This is a genomic window from Mycobacterium sp. TH-M25, assembly GCF_057473665.1.
The window spans coordinates 1-2,459 of record NZ_JBYCLA010000277.1 but is presented as its reverse complement, the minus strand read 5'-3'; the positions used below and the strand labels follow the sequence as shown (position 1 = coordinate 2,459).

Below are 2,459 nucleotides of genomic sequence, written 5' to 3'. Positions count from 1 at the left end.
ATGTTCCACCCCCCCGCGGCGCAGGCAACTCCCAGCCCCGGCGAACTTACGAGCCAGACCACTGAGCTACCGGTTCCCATCACCTCTAGGGTGAAGGCGCGTAGACCGAGTTTCGGCCGGCGGGCCTGCACGGATATTGTTGCGATTACGTTCGTCGTCGAGCATGGGAAATCGCAGGTGGGCACAGCGCAAAACCCGTCATACGCCGGAGATATCACCCCCGAACAGGCCTGGAAGCTGCTCAGCGAGAACCCCGAGGCCGTGCTGGTCGACGTCCGCACCGAGGCGGAGTGGCGCTTCGTCGGCGTACCGGACCTGGCCAGCCTGGGCCGCGACGTCGAGTACATCGAATGGGTCGATACCCGCGGCAGGCCCAACGAGAACTTCGTCGCCGATCTGCTCGAGCGTGTCCCGGCCGGCGGTGAGCGTCCCGTGGTGTTCCTGTGCCGTTCCGGTCAGCGTTCGATCGGCGCGGCCCGGGCGGCCACTGAGGCCGGGGTCCGGCCGTCGTACAACGTGCTCGATGGATTCGAAGGCCACCTCGACGGTGATGCTCACCGCGGTGGAAGAGGCTGGCGGGCAATCGGTTTGCCGTGGAAGCAGACATGACTCCCGGTGGTCAGGTGCCCTCGGTCCGCATCCCGGACCCGCTGCCCGACGGCGTCAGCCAGGCCACCATCGGGGTGCGCGGCGGAATCTTGCGTTCGCAGTTCGAAGAGACCAGCGAGGCAATGTATTTGGCGTCTGGCTACGTCTACGGTTCCGCAGCCGAGGCGGAGCAGGCATTCAGCGGCGAAGTCGACCGCTACGTCTACTCGCGTTACGGCAATCCGACGGTCAGCATGTTCGAGGAGCGACTCCGTCTGATCGAGGACGCCCCTGCGGCATTCGCCACCGCCAGCGGAATGGCCGCCGTCTTTACGTCGCTGGGCGCGCTGCTGGGTGCGGGCGATCGACTTGTCGCTTCCCGCAGCCTGTTTGGCTCCTGTTTCGTGGTGTGCAGTGAGATCCTGCCACGCTGGGGTGTGCAAACCGTGTTCGTCGACGGTGACGATCTGGCCCAATGGGAAAAGGCGTTGTCGGTGCCGACCCAGGCGGTGTTCTTCGAAACCCCGTCGAACCCGATGCAATCTCTGGTCGACATTGCCGCGGTCGCCGAACTCGCCCATGCAGCCGGGGCAAAAGTGGTGCTGGACAATGTTTTTGCCACGCCACTGTTGCAGAAGGGCTTGCCGCTCGGCGTCGACGTAGTGGTGTACTCCGGCACCAAACACATCGACGGCCAGGGTCGCGTGCTGGGTGGTGCCATCCTCGGTGACAAGGAGTACATCGACGGGCCGGTGCAGAAGCTGATGCGCCACACCGGGCCCGCGATCAGTGCTTTCAACGCCTGGGTCATGCTCAAAGGCCTTGAGACGCTGGCGATTCGAGTCGACTATCAAAACAATTCGGCACACCGAATTGCCGAATACCTGGAGGGCCACGCCGGTGTGCGTTGGGTTCGTTACCCGTTCCTGCCGTCACACCCGCAATATGACCTGGCCAGGCGCCAAATGTCCGGTGGTGGAACGGTCGTCACCTTCGAACTCGATGCCCCGGACGGCGCGGCGAAGCGACGCGCGTTCGAGGTCGTCGACGGGTTGCGGTTGATCAATATCTCCAACAACCTTGGTGACTCGAAATCCCTTGTCACGCATCCAGCGACGACGACTCACCGTGCGATGGGGCCGCAAGGCCGCGCCGCTATTGGCTTGGGCGACGGGGTCGTTCGCATTTCGGTCGGCCTTGAGGGCGCGGATGACCTCGTCGCCGATCTCGACAGGGCTTTGAGCTAGGAGTATGCTTGGAGTTTGCTGGCAATCGGCAATCTACATGTCCGACAACGGATGTTGCCGGTTCAATCGCGCGCTCGTTACCCGGCTGTTCATCTGACCGTCGTCTGGTCTTTCTGCCGTAAGATAGCGCACACGGGATAGTAACGATGTAACGAATAAGCCCGATAGCTCTACGACGGTGCGTCACCGCAGCGTCGTAACTTGATCGTGTCGGGCCCGAGACGGAGAGACTTGAGTGATATCGAGCATCAGCCGGCCGCGGACTTCACCTCATCCGCTGACCGGCAATTTCTATGACTGGGCCGTGATCGTCGACGGTGATGAAATTAGCTGGCAGGGCTATGCCGGCCCGCTGAGATTCGACGAAACCGACTTCGCCATCGCGACGCGGAAATTGCTGTCGATCGAACCCGACGAACTGCCCGAACTGGTCGCAGAGCACGTCGAATTCGCCTCGCCCGGCCAAGGGCAACGGCGTCTGATGGTGCACTCGACCACGCCCTACGCCAGTAGCTTCGAAACCGATCTCAGCGCAATGGTCGAAGGCCGGCAGATTCTGGACCTCACCACATACGTGGAGACGCGCGGCCTGTACCTGGCCCGCAGCGGCGACCTCGTCGTCGG

General features: G+C 63.0%; 3 protein-coding genes. All 3 read left to right on the top strand.

Features of this window, described 5'->3' with window-relative positions; genetic code table 11:
• Positions 1-177 precede the first annotated feature (177 nt).
• The gene (locus AC2VOU_RS09425) at positions 178-609 is read left to right on the top strand and encodes a rhodanese-like domain-containing protein (protein ID WP_486957136.1); all 432 of its coding nucleotides are present in this window, start codon (positions 178-180) and stop codon (positions 607-609) included.
• Entirely contained in the window at positions 606-1,835 is a 1,230-nt protein-coding gene (locus AC2VOU_RS09420; protein WP_486957135.1) for an O-succinylhomoserine sulfhydrylase, read from the top strand. The genes AC2VOU_RS09425 and AC2VOU_RS09420 overlap by 4 nt, the downstream gene beginning before the upstream one ends.
• A gap of 235 nt (positions 1,836-2,070) precedes the next feature.
• Positions 2,071-2,459 (top strand): hypothetical protein (locus AC2VOU_RS09415; RefSeq protein WP_486957134.1); only part of this gene is annotated, 389 nt, incomplete at its 3' end.

Excerpts from the sequence above, each read along its gene's own strand:
- AC2VOU_RS09420 (WP_486957135.1), top strand. The coding sequence starts at position 606 with ATGACTCCCGGTGGTCAGGTGCCCTCGGTCCGCATCCCGGACCCGCTG.